At 43.2% G+C, this 21,117-nt stretch carries 18 protein-coding genes and 5 tRNA genes; 20 read left to right on the top strand and 3 right to left on the bottom strand.

The window, feature by feature from the left end; genetic code table 11:
- Window positions 1-38: 38 nt before the first annotated feature.
- Entirely contained in the window at window positions 39-1,832 is a 1,794-nt protein-coding gene (locus H4K34_RS03085) for an amino acid carrier protein (protein ID WP_210759367.1), read from the bottom strand.
- Between the two features lie 149 nt (window positions 1,833-1,981).
- Between H4K34_RS03085 and H4K34_RS03080 the strand changes: the two genes are divergently transcribed.
- The 20 genes from H4K34_RS03080 (at window position 1,982) to H4K34_RS02985 (ending at window position 19,292) form a co-directional block, all read left to right on the top strand.
- The gene (locus H4K34_RS03080) at window positions 1,982-3,070 is read left to right on the top strand and encodes a ComEA family DNA-binding protein (RefSeq protein ID WP_210759366.1); all 1,089 of its coding nucleotides are present in this window, start codon (window positions 1,982-1,984) and stop codon (window positions 3,068-3,070) included.
- Between the two features lie 8 nt (window positions 3,071-3,078).
- Window positions 3,079-4,248 carry an acyl-CoA dehydrogenase family protein gene (locus H4K34_RS03075; RefSeq protein ID WP_246452187.1) on the top strand — a complete coding sequence of 390 codons (1,170 nt, stop codon included), beginning with the start codon at window positions 3,079-3,081 and terminating at the stop codon, window positions 4,246-4,248.
- Between the two features lie 58 nt (window positions 4,249-4,306).
- The gene (gene rpsU / locus H4K34_RS03070) at window positions 4,307-4,498 is read left to right on the top strand and encodes a 30S ribosomal protein S21 (RefSeq protein WP_210759365.1); all 192 of its coding nucleotides are present in this window, start codon (window positions 4,307-4,309) and stop codon (window positions 4,496-4,498) included.
- Between the two features lie 68 nt (window positions 4,499-4,566).
- Window positions 4,567-5,475 carry a tyrosine-type recombinase/integrase gene (locus tag H4K34_RS03065; protein ID WP_210759364.1) on the top strand — a complete coding sequence of 303 codons (909 nt, stop codon included), beginning with the start codon at window positions 4,567-4,569 and terminating at the stop codon, window positions 5,473-5,475.
- Window positions 5,472-5,777, top strand: a complete 306-nt coding sequence (gene hpf, locus H4K34_RS03060; protein WP_210759363.1) for a ribosome hibernation-promoting factor, HPF/YfiA family — start codon at window positions 5,472-5,474, stop codon at window positions 5,775-5,777. Before H4K34_RS03065 ends, hpf begins: the two co-directional genes overlap by 4 nt.
- Before the next feature lie 98 nt (window positions 5,778-5,875).
- A tRNA-Thr gene (locus tag H4K34_RS03055) sits at window positions 5,876-5,949 on the top strand.
- Between the two features lie 49 nt (window positions 5,950-5,998).
- A tRNA-Tyr gene (locus H4K34_RS03050) sits at window positions 5,999-6,083 on the top strand.
- Between the two features lie 19 nt (window positions 6,084-6,102).
- Window positions 6,103-6,176, top strand: a tRNA-Gly gene (locus H4K34_RS03045).
- A 67-nt stretch (window positions 6,177-6,243) separates the two neighbouring features.
- Window positions 6,244-6,315 (top strand) — tRNA-Thr (locus H4K34_RS03040).
- A gap of 67 nt (window positions 6,316-6,382) precedes the next feature.
- A complete protein-coding gene (tuf, locus tag H4K34_RS03035) occupies window positions 6,383-7,570 on the top strand; it encodes an elongation factor Tu (RefSeq protein ID WP_210759362.1) in 1,188 nt (395 codons plus the stop codon).
- A gap of 70 nt (window positions 7,571-7,640) precedes the next feature.
- Window positions 7,641-7,713: transfer RNA gene (locus tag H4K34_RS03030), tRNA-Trp, on the top strand.
- A gap of 14 nt (window positions 7,714-7,727) precedes the next feature.
- Complete coding sequence (gene secE / locus H4K34_RS03025) at window positions 7,728-7,919, top strand: preprotein translocase subunit SecE (protein ID WP_210759361.1); 192 nt, start codon at window positions 7,728-7,730, stop codon at window positions 7,917-7,919.
- A gap of 9 nt (window positions 7,920-7,928) precedes the next feature.
- Window positions 7,929-8,480: a transcription termination/antitermination protein NusG gene (nusG, locus tag H4K34_RS03020; RefSeq protein ID WP_210759360.1), complete on the top strand. Its 552-nt coding sequence runs from the start codon at window positions 7,929-7,931 to the stop codon at window positions 8,478-8,480.
- A gap of 85 nt (window positions 8,481-8,565) precedes the next feature.
- A complete protein-coding gene (gene rplK / locus H4K34_RS03015; protein WP_210759359.1) occupies window positions 8,566-9,003 on the top strand; it encodes a 50S ribosomal protein L11 in 438 nt (145 codons plus the stop codon).
- A gap of 13 nt (window positions 9,004-9,016) precedes the next feature.
- Entirely contained in the window at window positions 9,017-9,709 is a 693-nt protein-coding gene (gene rplA / locus H4K34_RS03010) for a 50S ribosomal protein L1 (protein WP_210759358.1), read from the top strand.
- 17 nt (window positions 9,710-9,726) lie between these two features.
- Window positions 9,727-10,251, top strand: coding sequence for a 50S ribosomal protein L10 (gene rplJ, locus H4K34_RS03005; RefSeq protein ID WP_210759357.1), 525 nt, complete (start codon window positions 9,727-9,729; stop codon window positions 10,249-10,251).
- A gap of 62 nt (window positions 10,252-10,313) precedes the next feature.
- Window positions 10,314-10,691: a 50S ribosomal protein L7/L12 gene (gene rplL / locus H4K34_RS03000; RefSeq protein WP_210759356.1), complete on the top strand. Its 378-nt coding sequence runs from the start codon at window positions 10,314-10,316 to the stop codon at window positions 10,689-10,691.
- A 128-nt stretch (window positions 10,692-10,819) separates the two neighbouring features.
- Window positions 10,820-14,614: a DNA-directed RNA polymerase subunit beta gene (rpoB, locus tag H4K34_RS02995; RefSeq protein ID WP_210759355.1), complete on the top strand. Its 3,795-nt coding sequence runs from the start codon at window positions 10,820-10,822 to the stop codon at window positions 14,612-14,614.
- A gap of 25 nt (window positions 14,615-14,639) precedes the next feature.
- The gene (rpoC, locus tag H4K34_RS02990) at window positions 14,640-18,950 is read left to right on the top strand and encodes a DNA-directed RNA polymerase subunit beta' (protein ID WP_210759354.1); all 4,311 of its coding nucleotides are present in this window, start codon (window positions 14,640-14,642) and stop codon (window positions 18,948-18,950) included.
- A 3-nt stretch (window positions 18,951-18,953) separates the two neighbouring features.
- On the top strand, window positions 18,954-19,292 hold the full coding sequence (locus H4K34_RS02985) for a DUF3467 domain-containing protein (protein ID WP_210759353.1): 339 nt from the start codon (window positions 18,954-18,956) through the stop codon (window positions 19,290-19,292).
- An 86-nt stretch (window positions 19,293-19,378) separates the two neighbouring features.
- Here the strand turns inward: H4K34_RS02985 and H4K34_RS02980 are convergent, their stop codons facing one another.
- Window positions 19,379-20,680 (bottom strand): M56 family metallopeptidase, encoded by a 1,302-nt coding sequence (locus H4K34_RS02980; protein WP_210759352.1) that lies wholly within the window; start codon window positions 20,678-20,680, stop codon window positions 19,379-19,381.
- A complete protein-coding gene (locus tag H4K34_RS02975; protein ID WP_210759351.1) occupies window positions 20,677-21,051 on the bottom strand; it encodes a BlaI/MecI/CopY family transcriptional regulator in 375 nt (124 codons plus the stop codon). Before H4K34_RS02975 ends, H4K34_RS02980 begins: the two co-directional genes overlap by 4 nt.
- Window positions 21,052-21,117 lie beyond the last annotated feature (66 nt).

Raw genomic sequence — 21,117 nt, 5'->3', positions numbered from 1 at the left:
AATTCTGGGCGGCAAAGTTAAACTGAATATTGGACCGCTTATTTGGTATTCAGAATTTCTCCTTTTTTGATTTTACTCCAATAGTCTTTTAGCTCAGCACGCACCTCGCCACTCAGCAATAATAAGCCGATGATATTAGGGAAGGCCATGGCTAAAATCATCATATCCGAGAAGTCGAGTACCGCTCCCAAGCTTACGCTGGATCCGATAATGATGAACACACAGAAGATTACTTTGTAGATAATCTCGGTCATCTGGCTACGACCAAAAAGGAAAGTCCAGGCGCGTAAACCGTAATAACTCCAGCTGATCATAGTAGAGAAAGCAAAAAGGAAAATTGCGATTACTAAAACATAGGGGAACCAAGAAATCACGCTTCCAAAGGCTTGAGAAGTTAATTGGGCTCCACCCATACCACCATCGTCATAATATCCGGTGAAGATCAATACTAAGGCAGTAAGAGTACATACCACAACGGTGTCGATAAAGGGCTCTAAAAGGGCCACAAAACCTTCGCTTACGGCATGTTTAGTTTTGGCGGCGGAGTGGGCAATTGCGGCACTACCTACACCAGCTTCATTAGAGAAGGCGGCACGACGTACCCCTTGAATCATTACACCAATAAAACCACCCAGCATGGCAGAGGGCTTAAAGGCACCATCAATAATCAAGGCGAAGGCCTCACCAATATTCCCGAAATTACGGAAGATGATCACTAAGGCTGCAATGATATATAGACCAGCCATAAAGGGTACGATCTTCTCGGTAACCTTGGCAATAGATTTAATACCACCTAAAATTACGGCGCCCACTAAAATGGCTAAAACAAATCCGAAGATGCTGCCTTTCCCTTCCATGAAAGCAAATTCTCCGGAGAGGATTTCAAAGGCTTGATTGGCCTGGAACATATTTCCACCACCAAAGCTTGCGCCGATGGCCAGTACGGCAAATACCACCGCTAAAGTTTTACCAAGGCCAGCCATTCCTTTGTTGGCAAGGCCTTTACGTAGATAGCGCATCGGACCACCTTCTACTACACCATCTTCGCCAATATCACGGTATTTTACCCCAAGGGTACATTCGGTGAATTTGGAAGCCATGCTTAATAGGCCCACAACAATTAACCAGAAAGTGGCTCCTGGTCCACCCACAGAAATAGCAACCGCTACCCCGGCAATATTTCCTAAACCTACGGTGGCACTAACAGCAGTAGCCAAGGCTTGGAAGTGAGTTACCTCTCCCGGAGCATCTTCTTCATCGTATTTACCGCGCACTAATTTGATAGAGTGACGCCATCCCCAGAAGTTTACAAAACCCATGCGGATGGTAAAGAAGATGGCTCCGAAGATGAGCCAGATTACAATGAAGGGAATACTATTGGTGCGAACATCTCCATTGGGATGTTTGGCTAAAACGCCATCGTCATTGATTACGCGATTGTCGTAAAGACCTAAAGCATAGAAAGGGTCCCAGAAAATTACTGTGGCGATTCCATCTACCACCGGTTTCATGGTTCCATTTAAACTCTCAGCAATGGATTCTGAAGGAATTTTAAAATCTTGCTCGATGCTATTACCAGCAGCGTCGGTAATGATCAAGGAATGTGACATGCCTTCTACCAATCCGTTAGAAGTGCGAGATAGGGTGTCGGTACCTTGATTACTCCACTTAAAATGGTAGGGGGCCATTCCACCACTAACGCTTACAGAAGCCCTTCCGTCGTTAATCTCGGAAGAGGGGTTGCTGATTTCAAAATTGTCGATTTTCAGATTTCCCTGGGCGATTGCACCCAAACTGATCAGGCTAAGTAGAAGAACTAATCCTTTACGCATGTATTGCTGATGTTTTTAGAAGCCACAAGTATCGCAAAAAAATGGCAGTTAGTAAAATAAGTCACTAGCGGATAAAAGGTTTATAAATGCTTTTTAAATACTTAGGATTTGCAGGCTTCATTGGATTCTGAATTCTTTGTCCTAAAAAGATGTATCCCAGCACAGAAAGGGCTTTGATTTTTCTCTTGGTGATCCTTTTGATTCTGTCGGTATTGGATTGGAATTATTATACCTGGTTTCCACCTGAGAGTCATTATAGTGAAAGTGAAGTTGAGGCTATAAAATTAAGCTGGCGGCAAGAGGAGGAGGCTGCAGCATTAAGGTTTGAAAAAGCTTTGAGTAATTTTGATCCTAATCAGCCTGATTCGATGCAATTAGCAGATTTGGGTCTAAAACCATCACAAATTCAGGTATGGAAGAATTACTTGGAAAAGGGAGGTCGTTTTCGTAGACCAGAGGATTTACATCGTCTTTATGCTTTAGATAGCAGTTGGATAGCTCAGGTAATAGAACATGTAAAAGTGAGGCCTGAAGCTGGTTCGGGGAAAAATGAGGAAAGTACCTACACCTTGAAGCTGCATTTTTTCAATCCTAATGAGGTAAGCCAGGATGAATTATTGGCAATGGGTTTACCAAGTTCAGCATCGCGTGGAATTATATCCTTTCGGGAAAAGTACCGGCCCTTTCAAAGTCGGAATGATATATATAAGGTCTATACCATAGATTCGGCATTGGCTCGAAATCTTCATGCTTATATAATAGGTTTAGAAAAAGAGGGGCAAGACAGCATTCCAATGAGATTGGAGCCGGTAGCAGTAGAAATTAATCTAGCTGATTCGCTCCAGCTGCTGGTTTTACCAGGGATCGGGCCATTTAGAGCGCAAAGAATTTTGGAATGGCGACAGCGCCTGGGAGGTTTTCACAGTATAGCACAATTGCTGGATCATCATTTAATTGACAGCCTTTCCCTAGATCAATTGGAACTTTATCTTCTTTTTAACGTTGCTCCTAAGCAACTGAGTTTGAATTACGATTCGATGGAAAGCTTACAAGGCCATCCCTACATTAACTATTACCTAGCCCGCAGTATTATTGACTTTCGGGAACAGGTACGGGCATTTAAATCGGTGGATGAGCTCAAGAACATCGAATTGGTCGATGCCGTATTATTCAGTAAACTTGCACCGTATTTGAAAGTGTCTCAAAAGGGCACGAATGCCGCAAACCTCTCTAATTAAAGCACCGCATGGATACACTTGCAAACCCTTCGGTGGGCCTAGATTTTGCCCAAACCGAAACCCAAAAAATGATCGCGGAATCAGTTCGTGATTTTGCTGAGCAACATATTCGTCCAAATATTATGACCTGGGACGAAAGTCAGGAATTCCCTATTCACATCTTTAAAGAATTAGGCCATTTGGGCTTAATGGGGGTATTAGTACCCGAAGAATATGGTGGTTCAGGTTTAGGATATTATGAATATGTAACAGCCATCAAAGAACTCTCTAAGGTTGATCCTTCGATTGGCTTAAGCATGGCAGCGCATAATTCTTTATGCACCAATCATATATTAACCTTTGGTAATGAAGAGCAAAAACGCAAGTATTTACCCAAATTGGCTACCGCTGAGTTTATTGGTGCTTGGGGTCTTACTGAGGTTGGAACCGGTAGCGATGCGGGGGGTATGAATACCGTTGCAGTGCGTGATGGAGATGACTGGGTGATTAATGGTTCGAAGAATTTTATTACCCATGCCATTAGTGGCGATGTAGCGGTGGTAATTGTGCGGACCGGTGAGAAAGGAGACTCCCATGGGATGTCGGCTTTCGTTATTGAAAAAGGTACTCCCGGATTCCGCGGAGGACGAAAGGAAAACAAGTTGGGAATGCGCGCTTCCGAAACAGCGGAGCTTATTTTTGAAAACTGTCGCGTTCCCCATGCTAATATGCTGGGTGAAGAAGGAGACGGATTTATCCAGGCTATGAAAATCTTAGATGGAGGTCGGATTTCGATTGCGGCGCTGTCCTTAGGTACCGGCTTTGGCGCATTGGAAGCAGCAGTTAAATATTCCAAAGAGCGCGAGCAATTTGGAAAGCCTATTTCAAAATTCCAGGGCGTAAGCTTTAAGTTGGCGGAGATGGCCACTCAATTGGAGGCTGCCGAATTATTGACTTTCCAGGCTTGTGATTTAAAGAACAAGAATCAGAAGGTGACAGTGGCTGGAGCCAAGGCAAAAATGTACAGCTCGGAAGTAGCAGTAAAAGCCTGTAACGAAGCAGTGCAAATTTTTGGCGGGTATGGCTTTACCAAAGACTTCCCGGTAGAGAAGTTTTACCGTGATGTAAAGCTTTGCACCATTGGAGAAGGAACCACTGAAATTCAAAAGTTGGTGATTTCCCGAGAATTGATGAAATAAGCTTTGTAAGTATGAATTAATGGCTATATTTGCAGCCCGAAAAAATTAAAAGCGAAGAATGTTAGTTATTTCCGTAAAAGAAGGTGAGTCTATCGATCGCGCGTTAAAGCGTTACAAGCGTAAATACGATCGCACTGGGGTGATGAAAGAGATTCGTTCCCGCAAGCAATTCGTAAAGCCATCAGTGGCTCGTCGCAAAGAGATCATCAAGGCTGCCTACATTCAGCAGATCCGTCAGGAAGAGGAGTAGGACTCCCGTATTCTGATACGTAATATTTCAGCAAGGGTTTGTATATATTTACATTCCCTTGCTTTTTTATGTCCTATACTCAGCAATTTTTGGACTATCTCCATTTTCAGAAACGCTTTTCTGAACATACTCTTTTGGCTTATTCAAAGGACCTATCCTTATTTGAAGAGTTTATTAAGGAAGAGTTTGAAGAGGAGGATTTGCGTGAAGTCCACCATAGTATGATCCGTTCTTGGGTGGTGCATATGGTAGAGCAAGATTTAGCCCGTACCTCCATCAAGCGAAAGCTGAGTGCGCTAAGATCCTTTTATAAGTATTTACTGCGTCAAGGTCAGGTTAAGAGTAATGTGGCCGCGCAAATTGCCGTACCTAAACCTCCAAGGAAACTTTTAAGGGTGGTTCCGGAAGAGGATATGCTGGCTTTATTATCATTAGATATCGATGAAGAGGACTATTGGATGTTTACCCAATCCTTAATACTAGATCTCTTTTATCAATGTGGTCTTCGCTTGAGTGAATTGATAAACCTGAGGTTGGAAGATTTGCGTTTGGAGTCTTCTTATATTAAGGTGATGGGGAAGGGGAGTAAGGAGCGTGAGATTCCCATTACCTCGGAATTGAAAAAGCGTCTGAACTTTTATTTAAATCATCATCGTTCGAGCTTCGGGGAGCAAAGTCACGCTGCGCCTGTATTCCTTACACAGAAGGGGAAAAAGCTCTATCCAAAGCTTGTTTACAATTCGGTAAATGCCTATCTTAGTTTAGTCAGTGGAGTGGACAAGAAGAGTCCACACGTGCTACGGCATTCATTTGCCAGTCATTTGCTAAACAGGGGTGCCGATTTGAATTCTGTAAAAGAATTATTAGGCCATTCATCATTAGCAGCGACCCAAGTTTATACGCACAATTCCATTGACCGTCTGAAATTGTTGTATAATCAGGCTCATCCACGAGCCGCAAAATCTGATGACATATGAAAGCTACCTTTCAGTCTGTAAATTTCACCGCAGATGTGAAATTGATCGATTTCATCCAAGGTAAATTGGATAAATTAGAGTTGTTTAATGACAGCATTATTAATGGAGAGGTGTATCTAAAAGTGGTGAATACTTCCTCAAAAGAGAATAAAGAGGTTGAAATTAAGCTACATATACCCGGACATGAACTGGTGGTTAAGAAGTTGAATCGCTCCTTTGAGGCAGCAGCGGATATGGCTACTGAGGCCTTACGCAGACAGTTAATCAAGCATAAAGATAAGCCCCGAATGGTGGCTTCGTAAAAATTTCTTTCTTGCCTATTGTGGCAATCAAAAAACATCTTACATTTGCAGTCCGTTTCAAAAACGGGCTGTTCTTTTATATAGAGGAGCGTTTAAAAGCCTGTGTAGCTCAGTTGGCCAGAGCAGCTGATTTGTAATCAGCTGGTCGGGGGTTCGAATCCCTCCACAGGCTCTGAATTTTTTTAGGTAAGCGCTTAAAAAGTTCTTTTATTAATGATTTTGGGGAGATACTCAAGCGGCCAACGAGGACAGACTGTAAATCTGTTGGTTTTACCTTCGCAGGTTCGAATCCTGCTCTCCCCACCATGTAGACCAAATTGTTTAGGCGGGAGTAGCTCAGCTGGCTAGAGCATCAGCCTTCCAAGCTGAGGGTCGCGGGTTCGAATCCCGTTTCCCGCTCTAAATAGAAAGGTCACGGTGGTGATATACTGCTGTGCCTTTCTTTTTGTGGAATATAGTTCCATAAGCCGATGTAGCTCAGGGGTAGAGCGTTTCCTTGGTAAGGAAGAGGTCAGGGGTTCAAATCCCCTCATTGGCTCTAAGTGAAAGACCAAGGTGGTCTCGCTTATATATGTTGCAAAGTTTTAATTTTTAAGACACAAACCATGGCAAAGGAAACTTTTGTTCGTTCTAAACCGCACTTAAACATCGGTACTATCGGACACGTTGACCACGGTAAGACCACTCTGACTGCCGCCATCACTAACGTTTTGGCTAATGCTGGTTTTTCCGAAAAGCGTGATTTTGATTCTATCGACAACGCTCCTGAAGAAAAAGAGCGTGGTATCACTATTAACTCTGCTCACGTAGAGTACGAAACTGCTAACCGTCACTATGCTCACGTAGACTGTCCCGGTCACGCCGACTACGTAAAGAACATGGTAACTGGTGCTGCTCAGATGGATGGTGCTATCTTAGTAGTTGCTGCTACTGATGGTCCCATGCCACAAACTCGTGAGCACATCCTGCTTGGTCGTCAGGTAGGTATTCCACGTATTGTTGTATTCCTCAACAAAGTGGATATGGTAGACGACGAAGAATTATTAGAATTAGTTGAGATGGAAGTTCGTGAACTTCTTTCTTTCTACGAATATGACGGCGACGAGACTCCTGTAATTTCAGGTTCTGCTTTAGGTGCATTGAACAATGAGCCTAAATGGGTAGACACTGTAATGGAGTTGATGAACGCTTGTGATACTTGGATCGAGGAGCCAGAGCGCGACAACGAGAAGCCATTCTTGATGCCTATCGAGGACGTATTCTCTATTACTGGTCGTGGTACTGTTGCTACCGGTCGTATCGAAACTGGTGTTGCTAACACTGGTGATGCTGTAGACATTATCGGATTCGGTGACGAGAAATTAACCTCTACTATTACTGGTGTTGAGATGTTCCGTAAGATCTTAGATCGCGGTGAAGCTGGTGATAACGTAGGTATCTTATTACGTGGTATCGAGAAAAAAGATATCCGTCGTGGTATGGTAATCTGCAAGCCAGGTTCAATTACTCCTCACAAGAAATTCAAAGCTGAGGTGTATATCTTGAAGAAAGAAGAAGGTGGTCGTCACACTCCTTTCCACAACAACTACCGTCCTCAGTTCTACTTACGTACTACTGACGTAACTGGTGAAATTCAATTACCAGAAGGTACCGAAATGGTAATGCCTGGTGATAACTTGACTATCCACGTTGAATTGATCGCTCCTGTAGCTATCAACAAAGGTCTGCGTTTCGCTATCCGTGAGGGTGGTCGTACCGTAGGTGCTGGTCAGGTAACTGATATTATCGAGTAATTACTCGGTAGAAATAAATTTGAGTAAAAGGTGTCTCGGCCTCCTAGCCGAGATACCTTTCTCACTAAATACGGGTGTAGCTCAGCTGGTAGAGCAGCGGTCTCCAAAACCGAAGGTCGTGAGTTCGATCCTTACCACCCGTGCAAAGACTTAAGGAATGAGTAAAGTAAAATCTTACTTCCAGGAATCATACGAGGAACTGGTTCAGAAAACCAGCTGGCCTACTTGGTCAGATCTGCAGAAAACTTCAGTTTTGGTAGCAGTATCTTCAGTAATTATTTCCCTGGTTATTGCGGCGATGGATAAAAGTATCAGCGCTATTTTAAAGACGATTTACGAAGCATTCTAAGCAGCCCTTATGAGCGATAGTGGAAAGAAATGGTACGTTGTTCGCGCAATTTCCGGGCAGGAGAATAAGATTAAGTCTTACATAGAAAGTGAGATCGAATACGCCGGTTTGCAAGATTATTTAGGACAAATACTTGTACCTACCGAGAAAGTATTCCAGATCCGCAACGGAAAGAAGATCAGCAAGGAAAGAAATTACTTTCCTGGATATATTATGATTGAGGCCAACCTGGGCGGTGAAATGGTGCACACCATTAAAAACGTACAGGGGGTTATCGGCTTTTTAGGAGAAACCAAAGGTGGTGATCCTGTGCCATTGCGTCAGAGCGAAGTAAATCGAATGTTAGGTAAGGTGGATGAGCTTTCTGAAACCGAAGAGAAAATCAACATTCCTTATATCGTTGGCGAAACGGTTAAAGTTATTGATGGTCCATTTAATGGATTTAATGGAACCATTGAGAAGGTGTATGAAGACAAACGTAAATTGGAGGTTATGGTTAAAATCTTTGGCCGTAAAACTCCTTTAGAGTTGTCTTACATGCAGGTTGAGAAAGAGAGTTAATAAAATTGTGAGCTCAAAATAGGGTAATTACCCGGTGGGAAGCTTCCAACCCACTTATTTTGATTTTTTAAAGATAAATAGAACAATGGCTAAAGAAGTAAGTGCACTTATTAAACTCCAGGTTCGTGGAGGTGCTGCTAACCCTTCTCCTCCCGTTGGTCCCGCGCTTGGTGCGAAAGGGGTTAACATCATGGAGTTCTGTAAGCAGTTTAATGCGCGTACACAAGATAAGCAAGGGAAGGTTCTTCCGGTTGTTATTACCGTATATTCTGACAAGTCTTTCGACTTTGTTATTAAGACTCCTCCCGCCGCCGTTCAATTAATGGAGGCAGCTAAGATCAAGAAAGGTTCACAGCAATCTAACCTTCAAAAGGTAGGTAAAGTAAGCTGGGATCAGGTACGTGCTATCGCAGAAGATAAAATGGCCGATCTGAACGCCTTTACCATCGAATCAGCTATGAGCATGGTTGCTGGTACAGCGCGCAGTATGGGTTTAACAGTAACTGGCCCAAAGCCTTTCTAAAGCGATTCTAAAGATGGCAACAGTAAGTAAGAAACGTAAAGTGGCATTGGAAGCCTTCGATCGTAAGAAATCCTATTCTTTGACCGAAGCCAGTGCTATCGTAAAGGAAATCTCTACCGCTAATTTCGACGCCTCAGTAGATTTGGCAGTTCGTTTAGGCGTAGATCCTCGTAAAGCTAACCAAATGGTACGTGGGGTTGTAACCCTTCCTCATGGAACCGGTAAAGATGTAACTGTATTAGCATTAGTAACTCCCGATAAGGAAGCTGAAGCTAAAGAAGCAGGTGCAGATTACGTAGGTTTAGACGAGTACATTGACAAGATCAAAGGAGGCTGGACCGACGTAGATGTGATCATTACCATGCCTAGTGTAATGGGTAAAATTGGTCCTTTAGGTCGTGTTTTAGGTCCACGTGGTTTGATGCCTAACCCTAAGACTGGTACTGTAACTATGGACGTTGCAAAAGCGGTTAATGAGGTGAAAGCAGGTAAGATCGACTTTAAAGTAGATCGTTACGGAATCATCCACGCTGGTATTGGTAAAGCGTCTTTCGAAGCTGACAAGATCAAAGAAAATGCTGAAGAGCTGATCAAAACTTTGATCCGTATGAAGCCTACCGCATCTAAAGGTACTTACGTGAAGAGTATTACTCTGAGCAGTACTATGAGCCCAGGTATCAGCATTGATGCAAAGTCCGTTTCCTAATTCCTAATTTTTGAGAAATGACTCGCGAAGAAAAGAATAAAGAAATTGAAGTATTATTAGAGCGTCTCGAGAACTCTGATGTACTTTATATTACTGATATCGAAGGATTAAACGCTGAACAAACCAGCAACCTTCGTCGTACTTGCTACAAAGCAGGTATCAGTTTAAACGTGGTTAAGAACACCTTGCTTAAGAAAGCTATGGAGCGTAGCTCTAAAGATTTCGAAGCATTGTATCCAACTTTGAAAGGTTCTACAAGTATCATGTTCGCCGAAGCCGGTAATGCACCTGCTCGTTTGATCAAGGATATGCGTAAAAAGAAACAGAGCAAACCTGTTATCAAAGGAGCCTTCATCCAAGAAGCGGTATTTATTGGTGATGATCAATTAGAAGTACTGAGCTCACTTAAGAGCAAAGACGAATTGGTTGCCGATATCATCGCTCTACTGCAATCTCCTGCCAAGAATGTTATCAGCGGCCTGAATGGTGCCGGTGGCAAATTGGCTGGTCTTTTAAAGACCTTAGAGGAGCGCGCAGCTTAATGAGTACGCACTCAGCTTCCATATATTAAGTGTTGTAATTAAATTTTTTAAAGATTCTAAAAATGGCAGACATTAAAGAATTAGGAGATCAGTTAGTAAATCTTACCGTTAAAGAAGTAAGCGAATTAGCTGACTACCTGAAAGAAGAATACGGTATCGAGCCTGCTGCTGCAGCTGTTGCTGTTGCTGGTCCTGCTGCTGCAGGAGACGAAGGCGGTGCTGAAGAGAAAACCGAATTCGACGTAATCCTTAAAGCTGCTGGTGGTTCTAAATTAGCCGTTGTAAAATTGGTTAAAGAATTAACCGGATTAGGACTTAAAGAAGCTAAAGCTCTCGTAGACGAAGCTCCTAAGCCTTTGAAAGAAGGTGTTGCTAAAGACGAAGCCGAAGCTTTGAAGTCTCAGCTTGAAGAAGCTGGTGCTGAGGTAGAAATCAAGTAAGCACCCTATAGCCCCCGAGGCTAAATTATTAAGGTTAAGGTCTTTGGGAAAGCCCCAATAGACCTTAACCCTTTTGTGTTTGTATAATTTATATCCGCATTTTGAGTAACCCGGTACCCGCAATAGGAATGGAAAGAGTCAATTTTGCATCCATCAAGAATCATTTCGATTACCCCGATTTTCTGGCTATTCAGATTCAGTCTTTTAAAGACTTCTTCCAGTTGGAAACCAAGGCGGCCGATCGAGCTGATGAAGGTTTATTCCGAACCTTTTCTGAAAATTTTCCGATTACCGACTCGCGTAATCAATTCGTACTGGAGTTTATCGATTACTTTATCGATCCTCCCCGCTACTCTGAAGAAGAGTGTATAGAGCGCGGACTTACTTTCAGTGTTCCACTGAAGGCTCGTCTGAAACTGTACTGTACAGATCCTGAGCACGAGGATTTCGAAACTATCGTGCAGGACGTTTACTTAGGAACAATCCCTTATATGACCCCTCGTGGTACCTTCGTTGTGAATGGTGCAGAGCGAGTTATTGTTTCTCAGTTACACCGTTCTCCTGGCGTATTCTTTGGTCAAAGCTATCATGCTAATGGTACCAAATTATATTCGGCTCGTGTAATTCCTTTCAAAGGATCATGGATCGAATTCGCCACCGATATCAACTCGGTGATGTATGCCTACATTGATCGTAAAAAGAAATTACCGCTTACTACCCTCTTGCGTGCAATTGGCTACGAGCGTGATAAAGATATTCTTGAAATCTTCGACCTTGCTGAAGAAGTTAAGGTTACCAAAACAGGTTTGAAGAAAGTGGCTGGTCGCAAATTGGCGGCTCGTGTGCTTAAAACCTGGATTGAGGATTTCGTAGATGAAGATACAGGTGAAGTAGTTTCTATCGAGCGTAACGAAGTTGTACTCGATCGTGATACCATCCTTGAAAAAGAGCATATCGAAGAAATTCTCGATGCTGATGTGCAAACTATCCTTCTGCACAAAGAGGACATCGAAGCTTCAGAATATGCTATTATCCATAATACCTTACAAAAGGACCCCACTAACTCTGAGAAAGAAGCAGTGGAGCACATCTATCGTCAACTGCGGAATGCGGAGCCGCCAGACGAGGAAACTGCCCGTGGTATTATCGATAAGCTCTTCTTCTCTGAGCAACGTTATAGCTTAGGTGAAGTAGGGCGTTACCGAATTAATAAGAAGTTAGGTCTGGAAATCGAAAGCGATGTTCAGGTATTAACTAAAGAAGATATTCTCAGTATTGTAAAATACTTGATCGAATTGATCAACTCTAAAGCAGAAATTGATGATATCGATCACTTGAGTAACCGTCGTGTACGTACCGTAGGTGAGCAAATGTCTAACCAGTTTGGTGTAGGTCTTGCTCGTATGGCTCGTACTATTAAAGAACGGATGAACGTTCGTGACAATGAGGTATTTACTCCGATCGATTTGATTAACGCGAAGACTCTTTCTTCAGTAATCAACTCTTTCTTCGGTACCAACCAGTTGTCTCAGTTCATGGACCAAACCAACCCTCTGGCAGAGGTTACGCACAAGCGTCGTCTTTCTGCATTAGGACCTGGTGGTCTTTCTCGTGAGCGTGCCGGTTTTGAGGTTCGAGACGTACACTACACCCACTATGGTCGTTTGTGTCCGATTGAAACTCCGGAAGGACCAAACATTGGTTTGATTTCTTCTATGTCGGTTTACGCCAAGGTGAACAAAATGGGCTTCTTGGAAACTCCTTACCGTGAAGTTAAAGAAGGTAAGATTGATTTCGCTCAGGATCCTATTTACTTAAGTGCTGAAGAAGAAGAACAGAAGGTAATTGCTCAGGCCAATGCACCTGTTAAGGACAGCGGTGAGTTTGTGAACGACCGAGTTAAGGTTCGTGATGAAGCTGACTATCCTTTGGTAGAGCCTGAGAAAGTGGATTATATGGACGTGGCTCCTAACCAGATTGCCTCCATTTCCGCTTCTTTGATTCCTTTCTTGGAGCATGATGATGCGAACCGTGCCTTGATGGGATCAAACATGATGCGTCAGGCTGTTCCATTACTTCGTCCCGAGGCTCCTATCGTAGGAACCGGTCTTGAGAAGCGCGTGGCTCGTGATAGCCGTGTTCTTGTTAATGCTGAAGGCGACGGTGTAGTAGAGTATGTAGATGCTCAAAAGATTATTATCAATTACGATCGTACGGAAGAAGAGCGCCTGGTGAGCTTTGAAGATGACTTCAAAACTTACAACCTGGTAAAATTCCGTAAGACAAACCAAAGTACTTGTATCAATATCCAACCGATCGTTAAGAAAGGTGAGCGGGTATCAGAAGGCCAGGTATTATGTGAGGGTTATGCTACCGAAAGCGGTGAATTAGCACTTGGACGTAATATGTTGGTAGCCTTCATGCCTTGGAAAGGTTACAACTTTGAGGATGCGATTGTAATTTCAGAGCGCGTTGCCCGCGATGATGTCTTCACCTCTTTGCATATCGACGAATACACTCTAGATGTTCGTGATACCAAATTGGGAGTAGAAGAACTAACCGCCGATATTCCTAACGTAAGTGAGGAAGCTACTAAAGATCTTGATGAAAACGGTTTAATCCGCATCGGGGCTGAAGTGAAGCCTGGCGATATTCTGATTGGTAAGATTACGCCTAAAGGTGAATCTGATCCTACTCCAGAAGAGAAATTATTACGTGCAATCTTCGGTGATAAAGCCGGTGATGTTAAGGATGCCTCTTTGAAAGCTTCACCTTCATTGAATGGTGTGGTGATTGACAAGAAGCTCTTTGCCTTAGCTCGTAAAGACAAAAAGACTCGTTTACAAGACAAAGAAGAGATCGAGAAATTAGATCAGGAATTCAACATGCAAGTTGAAGTACTGCGTCAGAAATTCCTCGAAAAACTTTCAATCCTGGTTGCTGGTAAAACCAGTCAGGGTGTTGAAAACGATCTGAATGAAGTAGTAATTCCAAAAGGAACCAAGTTTACTCAGAAGATTCTAAACGGAATCGATGATTATACTCGTGTGACTGGTGGAGTTTGGACTACCGATACTGATAAAAATGAGTTGATCGCAACCTTGTTGCACAACTTTAAAATTAAGTACAACGATTACCTGGGTGCTTACAAGCGTCAGAAGTTTACCATTAGCGTGGGAGACGAATTACCTTCAGGTATTGTGAAAATGGCCAAAGTTTATATCGCTAAAAAGCGTAAGCTGAAAGTAGGTGATAAGATGGCAGGTCGTCACGGTAACAAAGGTATTGTAGCACGTATTGTACGTCAAGAGGATATGCCATTCCTCGAAGACGGTACTCCGGTAGATATCGTACTGAATCCATTGGGTGTACCTTCACGGATGAACATCGGTCAGATTTATGAGACCGTATTAGGATGGGCCGGAAAACGCTTGGGTCGCAAATTTGCTACTCCGATTTTCGATGGTGCCAGCTTAGACGAGATCAATAAATACACTGATGAGGCTGGAGTTCCACGCTTCGGACATACCCACCTGTATGATGGTGGTACCGGAGAGCGTTTCCACCAGGCGGCTACCGTAGGGGTGATCTATATGATCAAATTAGGTCACATGATCGACGACAAAATGCACGCTCGTTCTATTGGACCTTACTCCCTCATTACACAACAGCCATTGGGTGGTAAAGCTCAGTTTGGAGGTCAGCGTTTCGGAGAAATGGAGGTTTGGGCACTTGAGGCCTTCGGTGCTTCCAATATCCTGCGCGAGATCCTAACTGTTAAGTCGGACGACGTTGTTGGACGTGCCAAGACTTACGAAACCATCGTTCGTGGTGATGCAATGCCAGAGCCCGGAATTCCGGAGTCTTTCAACGTATTGTTGCATGAACTGAATGGATTGGGACTGAAAGTTACCCTCGATTAATTAGTACGAATTTAATTCCTGGAAGATGTCATTGAGGAAAAACGATAAAAGCACATTCAACTCCGCCTTTAAGAGCATTACCATCAGCTTGGCTTCGCCCGAGTACTTGTTGGAGCGTTCTTTCGGGGAGGTGCTCAAACCTGAAACCATTAACTATCGTACGCACAAACCAGAGCGCGATGGTCTTTTCTGTGAGCGTATTTTCGGTCCAGTAAAAGATTATGAGTGTGCCTGTGGAAAGTACAAGCGTATTCGATATAAAGGAATCGTTTGTGATCGTTGCGGTGTGGAAGTTACCGAGAAAAAGGTACGTCGCGAGCGCGTAGGTCACATCAACTTGGTAGTACCAGTAGCTCATATCTGGTACTTCAAATCATTACCTAATAAAATTGGTTATCTCCTCGGCTTGCCTACCAAGAAGTTGGAGATGATCATCTACTACGAGCGTTATGTAGTTATCCAAGCTGGTAACGCTACTAAGGAAGATGGTAGCCCCATGACTTACATGGAATTCCTTACTGAAGAGGAATACCTGGATGCATTGGAGCGCCTTCCGGTAGAAAACCAATATTTAGAAGAAAGCGACCCCAATAAATTCATCGCCAAAATGGGTGGTGAAGCCTTGATCGACTTATTAAGTCGTTTGGATTTGGATTCACTTTCATACCAATTGCGGAATAAAGCCAATACTGAAACTTCTCAGCAACGTAAGCAAGAAGCTTTAAAACGTCTGGTTGTTGTAGAAGCTTTCCGTGATGCCAATACCCGTATCGAGAACCGTCCGGAGTGGATGGTAGTGAAAGTAGTTCCGGTAATTCCACCCGAATTACGTCCATTAGTTCCTTTGGATGGTGGTCGTTTCGCTACTTCTGACTTGAACGATTTATACCGTCGGGTAATTATCCGTAACAACCGTTTGAAGCGCTTAATGGAGATTAAAGCTCCTGAGGTGATTCTTCGCAACGAGAAACGGATGTTGCAGGAAGCTGTAGATTCACTTTTCGATAACACTCGTAAGGCATCTGCAGTTAAAACGGATAACAACCGTGCCTTGAAATCTCTTTCTGATTCATTGAAAGGTAAGCAAGGTCGTTTCCGTCAGAACTTACTCGGTAAGCGTGTGGATTACTCCGCTCGTTCGGTTATCGTTGTAGGTCCTGAAATGAAATTGCATGAATGTGGTCTTCCAAAAGATATGGCCGCAGAACTGTATAAGCCATTTATCGTTCGTAAGCTGATTGAGCGCGGTATTGTAAAAACCGTAAAATCGGCCAAGAAGATCATCGACAAGCGCGAGCCAGTTGTATGGGATATTTTGGAGAACGTAATGAAAGGTCATCCGGTATTATTAAACCGGGCCCCAACTCTTCACCGTTTAGGTATTCAGGCTTTCCAGCCTAAGATGATTGAGGGTAAGGCTATTCAATTACACCCATTAGCCTGTACCGCATTTAACGCGGATTTCGATGGTGACCAGATGGCGGTTCACTTACCTTTAGGTTCAGCGGCTGTTTTAGAAGCACAAATGTTAATGTTGGCTTCTCACAACATCTTGAACCCAGCAAACGGATCTCCGATTACTGTACCTTCTCAGGACATGGTTTTGGGTCTGTACTACATGACCAAGATGCGTGTAAGTGATGAGACCCTTACTGTAAAAGGTGAAGGTCTAACTTTCTACTCGGCTGAAGAAGCGGAAATCGCTTTCAACGAAGGTCGTGTAGAATTGAACGCTAAAGTTCGTGTTCGTGCTCGCGTAGAAGAGGACGGCGAATTGAAATACAAAGTGATTGAGACCTCTTTCGGTCGTATCCTCTTTAATAAGGTGGTACCTGAGAATGTAGGTTATATCAACGAAGTATTAACCAAGAAAGCTTTACGCGGAATTATTTCCGATATCCTGAAAGCAACTGACGTGCCTACCACTGCAGACTTCCTGGATAATATCAAGCAACTTGGGTTTATGACTGCATTCCGTGGTGGTTTATCCTTCTCCTTAGGTGATATCATTATCCCACAAGAGAAAGACGAGCTGGTAAGCAATGCAGAGTCTCAGATTGAAGAGATCTTAGGATCTTATAATATGGGTCTTATTACCAACAACGAACGTTACAACCAGGTAATTGACGTATGGACCAACACCAATGCTCGTCTTACCGAGCGTGCCATGCACTACCTGTCTTCGGATCGTCAAGGTTTTAACCCAATCTACATGATGCTCGACTCCGGAGCACGGGGATCTAAAGAGCAGATTCGTCAGCTTTCCGGTATGCGTGGTCTGATGGCTAAACCTCAGAAATCTGGTTCCTCAGGTGGTGAGATTATCGAGAACCCGATTATTGCGAACTTTAAAGAAGGTTTGTCAATTCTCGAGTACTTTATCTCTACTCACGGTGCCCGTAAAGGTTTGGCGGATACCGCATTGAAAACTGCGGATGCAGGTTACTTAACTCGTCGTTTGGTAGACGTAGCTCAGGATGTGATTATCACCGAAGAGGATTGCGATACCTTACGTGGATTAGAAGTAACTGCTCTTAAGAAAAACGAAGAGGTTGTAGAACCATTATTCGATCGTATTATCGGTCGTACTTCTTTACATGATGTGGTTGATCCGATCACCAACGAAGTGTATGTGAAGTCTGGAGCTATGATTTCGGAAGATGAAGCTCGTCGTATTGAGGAATCTCCAATCCAAATGGTAGAAGTACGTTCTGCACTTACTTGTGAGAGCAAGCGCGGTATTTGTGCCAAATGTTATGGTAGAAACTTAGCGACTGGTAAGAAAGTTCAAATGGGTGAGGCTGTAGGTGTAATTGCTGCACAGTCGATTGGAGAACCAGGAACACAGCTTACACTGCGTACTTTCCACGTAGGGGGTACCGCGGGTAACGTTTCGGAAGAATCTTCGATCAAAGCCAAATTTGATGGTACTGTAGTTCTGGAAGATGTTCGTACTGTAAAAGGTGAGGATAACGAAGGAAACCCTGTGGATATCGTAATTGGTCGTACTGGTGAATTCCGCTTGGTAGACAATAAGACCGGTATCAACTTGATGACAAGCAATGTGCCTTACGGTTCATTCTTGCACAGACAAGATGGAGATAAAATTAATAAGGGCGATGTGGTATGCCAATGGGATCCATTTAACGCGGTTATTATCTCCGAAATTTCGGGTACCATTAAGTTTGCTGACATTGAGCAAGGCTTTACTTATCGAGTAGAGATTGACGAGCAAACAGGTTTCATGGAGAAAGTAATCTCAGAAACTCGTAACAAGAAAATGATTCCAACCATTGCCATTCTTGACAAAGAAGGAAATGAGTTGAAGCATTATACCCTACCTGTAGGAGCCCACATTATTGTGGAAGATGGCGATAGCATTAAATCGGGTAAAACACTGGTTAAGATTCCACGTAAATCTGCGAAAGCAGGTGATATTACCGGTGGTCTGCCACGTGTAACCGAATTATTTGAAGCACGTAACCCATCTAACCCTGCAGTTGTATCTGAAATCGATGGTGTGGTATCTTATGGTAAGATTAAGCGTGGTAACCGCGAGATTATCGTAGAGAGCCGTACCGGTGAATTGAAGAAGTATCTGATCAACTTAAGTAAGCAGATTCTGGTACAGGAGAATGATTATGTTCGTGCAGGTATGCCACTTTCAGAAGGGGCTATTACTCCAGCGGATATCCTCGCTATCCAAGGACCAAATCGTGTACAGGAATACTTGGTGAATGAAATTCAAGAGGTATACCGCTTACAGGGTGTGAAGATTAACGATAAGCACTTCGAAACTATCGTTCGTCAGATGATGCGTAAGGTAGATATCCAAGATCCAGGTGATACCCTGTTCTTAGAGAAAAGCCTGGTACACAAGAATGACTTTATTGAGCAAAACGACTGGATCTTCGATAAGAAGGTAGTAGTGGATGCAGGTGAATCTGATACCTTACAAGCAGGTCAGATTATTACTGCTCGTCGTTTACGTGATGAAAACTCATTATTGCGTCGTGCCGACAAGCAATTGGTAGAAGCGCGTGATGCTAATCCAGCTACCGCTAAACCCGTATTGCAAGGTATTACCCGTGCATCTCTACAAACGAAGAGCTTTATCTCTGCTGCTTCCTTCCAGGAAACCACTAAGGTGCTGAACGAAGCTGCAGTGAACGGTAAGCGTGACTTCCTTGAAGGTCTGAAGGAAAATGTGATCGTAGGTCATAAGATTCCTGCCGGTACCGGTATGAAGGAGTACGAGCGTATTATCGTAGGCTCTAAAGAAGAGTATGAGAAATTGAAGTCCATCCAGGATTTGAACGTAGAAGAAAAAGTTTAAATCATGGCTGAGGATTCTAATAAGGCTTCAATGCAAGCCCAAGCCCAGGAAGGGCAAATTAATGTGGAATTGAGTGAGGAGATTGCGGAAGGACAGTATTCCAATCTGGCGATCATTAATCACTCACCCAGTGAATTTGTAGTGGACTTTATCCGGGTTATGCCTGGTGTGCCTAAGGCAAAAGTGAAGTCGCGGGTAGTTTTAACTCCCCAGCACGCAAAGCGATTATTACGCGCCCTTGGCGATAATATCGCTCGCTACGAAGCCCAACACGGAGAAATTCGTGATATGGAATCACAGACCTTTCCCATGAATTTTGGAGGACCTCAAGGACAAGCCTAAATCGGATTAAACGAAATAGGAATAGAATTAAAAAGCCCGACCATTAGGTCGGGCTTTTTTGATTGTAAGATGTTAAGACATCCAGTTCATTTCAATTTCAGTTGAATTGGAATGATCATTTTTAAACGTACCGCTTCCTGATTTTTTTTAGCCGGGGCGGTAAAGCTTGGAATGCTTGCAATCAATGATTTGGCTTGCGTTTCAGCTTGTTCTCGAGCGCTTTCTTCCGCTTCGGAACTGGTACTTAGGCTACGCACAATTTCTACTTCGTTGATGCTACCATTTTTCTCAATAACAAAGGCTACAAAGATTTTACCTTCTAAGCCTTCGGATTTGGCCAATTCTGGATAAGTGAAGTTGTTAATGATATGCTCAGAAATGGTTTGAAAAACGCAGGCTTTGCGATCTTCAGCACTGGAGGCTTCACTACAGTTTCCTGCAATAGGCAGTTCATCAACCTCGGCTAGGTCTAAACTCTTTTCTTCTACTTTGGTGACTACCGCTGCATTGGAGTCATCAGTTTTATTACAAGCGAAAAGACTCATGCTAATGGCCAATGGGAGAACTAGGGTGTATAAAGCTTTACGCCAGGGCTGACTTTGATTTGAATACATCATGGTAATTCGGGATTTAATTAAGGATGAATTAAAAAAAGGACTGGGAGCGAGGGCCTTTTCCGGAAATTTAAGGTCGGCACCCAGGGTGCTGCGGAGCAGCGTATGCGCATAATCTTCAATATTTTGATTTTGAATAAGGTCGGCATCCACTTCGTACTCATGTACCTGGCGCAGTTCTCGGGCCATGGCATGTAGAAAGGGATCGAACCACAATAGGGTATTTAAGACTTTATAATAGAGACGGTCCCAAACATGCGCCATTTTTTGATGACGGATTTCATGTTCGATAATCAAGGCTAAATCCTCTCGGTCCTTGAAGGAGAGCGGTAGGAAGATATATGGACCAAAGCAAAAGGCTGAAGAGATAGCCGAAGTCCAATACAGTTTGTAGGACTCCCTATCCTGTACTTCAGAGGCTTTTAAGATGCGCCGTAATTGGAATAGGCCCGATGCAAAATAGATGAGCGATAAGCTGATGCCTAATAAATAAATGAGGGTCCAGGTAGAAGGGATTTGGCGCTGCGCTGCTTCTTGAAGGTTAATTCTTTGGCCTTCAATTTGGATTTCGGGCAATTGCCAAACGGGTAGGCTTTCTGGACTGAGGCTTAAACTAAATTTTGGAGCAATTAAGGCGATCGACAGGGCAGTTAAGGGGAGAAGCAGTAATAGAATGCGATTCAACCGATGGAAGCTTAGACGGGCAAAAAGCAGTCGATAGAGCAAGTAAAAAAGACCGCTGAAGAGCAAATAATATAGAATGCTGAGTATCATGATTGCTTGCGATTTTTCTCAATGATCTTGAGAATATCATCCAGTTCATTGCTGTCTAGCTTTTCCTTTTCTACAAAGAAGCTCACCATTTTACTGAGGCTTCCGCCGAAATAGGACTTCATGAGTTTATTCATGGAGAACTTTTGATATTCCTCTTTACTGATAAGAGGAAAATATTGATAGCCTCTGCCTAGGGGGCGATGGTCTACAAAGCCTTTTTGCTCCAAAATGCGCACGATGGTAGAAACAGTATTGACGGCAGGTTTGGGTATATCCATTTCGGCAATGATTTCTTTTACGCTGGCGGCTTCGAGTTGCCATAAGAAATGCATGATTTCTTCTTCAGCTTTAGTTAATTCTTTTAAAGTCATGCTAGCAATTTGATACAAATAAACTAAAAATATAGTTGAAACTAAAATTTTAGTTGAAAAAGATGA

Origin of the sequence: Croceimicrobium hydrocarbonivorans (genome assembly GCF_014524565.1) — a bacterium.
GTDB lineage: Bacteria > Bacteroidota > Bacteroidia > Flavobacteriales > Schleiferiaceae > Croceimicrobium > Croceimicrobium hydrocarbonivorans.
The sequence above is the reverse complement of the archived record's forward strand: the minus strand, read 5'-3'. Positions and strand labels throughout refer to the sequence as shown.

Bases quoted from the DNA above. Each gene is read 5' to 3' on its own strand.
- H4K34_RS03085 (WP_210759367.1), bottom strand. From the start codon at position 1,832: ATGCGTAAAGGATTAGTTCTTCTACTTAGCCTGATCAGTTTGGGTGCA.
- H4K34_RS03080 (WP_210759366.1), top strand. From the start codon at position 1,982: ATGTATCCCAGCACAGAAAGGGCTTTGATTTTTCTCTTGGTGATCCTT.
- H4K34_RS03075 (WP_246452187.1), top strand. From the start codon at position 3,079: ATGGATACACTTGCAAACCCTTCGGTGGGCCTAGATTTTGCCCAAACC.
- rpsU (WP_210759365.1), top strand. From the start codon at position 4,307: ATGTTAGTTATTTCCGTAAAAGAAGGTGAGTCTATCGATCGCGCGTTA.
- H4K34_RS03065 (WP_210759364.1), top strand. From the start codon at position 4,567: ATGTCCTATACTCAGCAATTTTTGGACTATCTCCATTTTCAGAAACGC.
- hpf (WP_210759363.1), top strand. From the start codon at position 5,472: ATGAAAGCTACCTTTCAGTCTGTAAATTTCACCGCAGATGTGAAATTG.
- tuf (WP_210759362.1), top strand. From the start codon at position 6,383: ATGGCAAAGGAAACTTTTGTTCGTTCTAAACCGCACTTAAACATCGGT.
- secE (WP_210759361.1), top strand. From the start codon at position 7,728: ATGAGTAAAGTAAAATCTTACTTCCAGGAATCATACGAGGAACTGGTT.
- nusG (WP_210759360.1), top strand. From the start codon at position 7,929: ATGAGCGATAGTGGAAAGAAATGGTACGTTGTTCGCGCAATTTCCGGG.
- rplK (WP_210759359.1), top strand. From the start codon at position 8,566: ATGGCTAAAGAAGTAAGTGCACTTATTAAACTCCAGGTTCGTGGAGGT.
- rplA (WP_210759358.1), top strand. From the start codon at position 9,017: ATGGCAACAGTAAGTAAGAAACGTAAAGTGGCATTGGAAGCCTTCGAT.
- rplJ (WP_210759357.1), top strand. From the start codon at position 9,727: ATGACTCGCGAAGAAAAGAATAAAGAAATTGAAGTATTATTAGAGCGT.
- rplL (WP_210759356.1), top strand. From the start codon at position 10,314: ATGGCAGACATTAAAGAATTAGGAGATCAGTTAGTAAATCTTACCGTT.
- rpoB (WP_210759355.1), top strand. From the start codon at position 10,820: ATGGAAAGAGTCAATTTTGCATCCATCAAGAATCATTTCGATTACCCC.
- rpoC (WP_210759354.1), top strand. From the start codon at position 14,640: ATGTCATTGAGGAAAAACGATAAAAGCACATTCAACTCCGCCTTTAAG.
- H4K34_RS02985 (WP_210759353.1), top strand. From the start codon at position 18,954: ATGGCTGAGGATTCTAATAAGGCTTCAATGCAAGCCCAAGCCCAGGAA.
- H4K34_RS02980 (WP_210759352.1), bottom strand. From the start codon at position 20,680: ATGATACTCAGCATTCTATATTATTTGCTCTTCAGCGGTCTTTTTTAC.
- H4K34_RS02975 (WP_210759351.1), bottom strand. From the start codon at position 21,051: ATGACTTTAAAAGAATTAACTAAAGCTGAAGAAGAAATCATGCATTTC.